This window comes from Streptomyces aurantiacus (assembly GCF_001418335.1).
In the GTDB taxonomy this organism is placed as follows: Bacteria; Actinomycetota; Actinomycetes; order Streptomycetales; family Streptomycetaceae; genus Streptomyces; species Streptomyces aurantiacus.
The window spans coordinates 1-1,554 of the sequence record NZ_LIPP01000508.1 but is presented as its reverse complement, the minus strand read 5'-3'; the positions used below and the strand labels follow the sequence as shown (position 1 = coordinate 1,554).

The 1,554-nt window shown below is 70.5% G+C and carries 2 protein-coding genes; one reads left to right on the top strand and one right to left on the bottom strand.

Translation table 11 applies throughout. The features are described 5' to 3' along the window. A partial coding sequence (locus AOK01_RS39610) for a TerD family protein (RefSeq protein ID WP_169800187.1) occupies positions 1-710 on the bottom strand: 710 nt, incomplete at its 3' end. Between the two features lie 292 nt (positions 711-1,002). Between AOK01_RS39610 and AOK01_RS39605 the strand changes: the two genes are divergently transcribed. Further along, positions 1,003-1,452, top strand: coding sequence for a DUF6643 family protein (locus AOK01_RS39605; RefSeq protein WP_055520429.1), 450 nt, complete (start codon positions 1,003-1,005; stop codon positions 1,450-1,452). Positions 1,453-1,554 lie beyond the last annotated feature (102 nt).

Here is a 1,554-nt window from a genome sequence, read left to right as displayed (position 1 = left end):
GTCCAGTTGAGGTTCACCCGCATCACACCGGAGGTGCCGCCCTGCTTGGTCAGCGAGACGGACGGGGTCTCCTTGGTGGCCGGCGGGGCAGGTGGCGCTGTCATCGGCGGGGCGACCGTGACCGGAGGGGCCGCGGGGGCCGGCGGCGCCACGGGCGCGGGCGGTGCCTGCCGCTGCGGCTCGTCGACGGTGATCCCGAAGTCCGTGGCCAGTCCCATGAGCCCGCTGTCGTAGCCCTGTCCGACGGCGCGGAACTTCCAGGCGCCCTGCCTGCGGTAGAACTCGCCGAGGACGAAGGCGGTCTCGACGCTCGCGCCCTCGCTGTCGAAGCGCGCCACCTCCGTGCCCTGGGCGTCGAGGACCCGGATGTAGAGCCCGGGGACCTGTCCGAACGTGCCGCCGTCCGAGGAGGCGGCGAGCACCACCGTCTCGATCGCGGGCTCCACGCGCGCGAGGTCGACGAACAGTGTGTCGTTCACCTGGCCGCCGGCGTTGCGCTTGCCCTCGTGGCGCACCGCGCCGGAGGAGTGCGACGGCTGGTTGTAGAACACGAAGTCCTGGTCGGAGCGGACCTTCCCGGACGCCAGCAGCAGCGCCGAGGCATCCGCGTCGGGCACTCCGGGACCGGCTCGCCAGCCCAGTTCGACCCGGAGTCCGGTCGTCGGCACTGGAACATTCGATCCTTTAGGCATTGACATGTCCGCCCCCATCGGTGTCTCCGTGAAGTCCGCGCCCCGTGAAGACCGCGCCTCGTTACGTTCTGTCGTCCTTCGCCAAACCTAATCCCCCGAGCGGCGTACGCCCATGACCGGCGCCCGGGAGATCGTCGGCCAACCGGCGGGTAACCCGCCCGGAACTCGGCCTTTACCTGATCCGTGCACTCGCCGCCGCCCTTTTTCGCCGAATTCGCTCGCATTGGGGATCCCGCGTCACCGCCGACACGGAAAACAACCTTCTTATCGGTCTCCCCAACCAGCACATCGTGGGCTTTACTTATGTGCCATGACCTCCCCCCGCTCCACCTATGGCGGCGGTTACTACTCCGCCTCCTTCCCGGACACTCCGATCTACGACTCCCTCGTGGCCGAGCGGGGAACCCCGCAGATCGCCCCGATCCGGGTCCCCGCGGCTTACGACACGGGCAGCAACCTGCCCGCTCTTCCGGCAGCGCTGCCCGCCCTGCCTGCCGCACCCTCCGCGCAGATGCCTTCGTACGGCTACCAGCAGGCCCAGCAACCCACTCCGTTGCAGCAGGCCGCGCCGTACATCCCCCAGCAGAGCGGTGCGCCGCGCGGCTACCCGGGCCAGCCGGCTCCCCAGCCGCAGCGCCCCATGACCGGCGGCACGGGCTACGAGGCGATGCGCCCCGCCGCGCCGCGTCCGGCGGCGCCCCGGCCCGCCCCGGCGCCGTACCAGGACCCGTACAACAACCAGCAGTACCGCGGCTACTGAGGAAAACTCGGCGGACGTGGTCCGAGCCCTCCGGCAGGATGCCCTCATGGCGAAGTCGGTACTGCACTCGATCCACGTCCATCCGCTGAAGGCGGCCGCCGG

Coding starts and splice junctions, on each gene's coding strand:
- AOK01_RS39605 (WP_055520429.1), top strand. CDS start 1,003: ATGACCTCCCCCCGCTCCACCTATGGCGGCGGTTACTACTCCGCCTCC.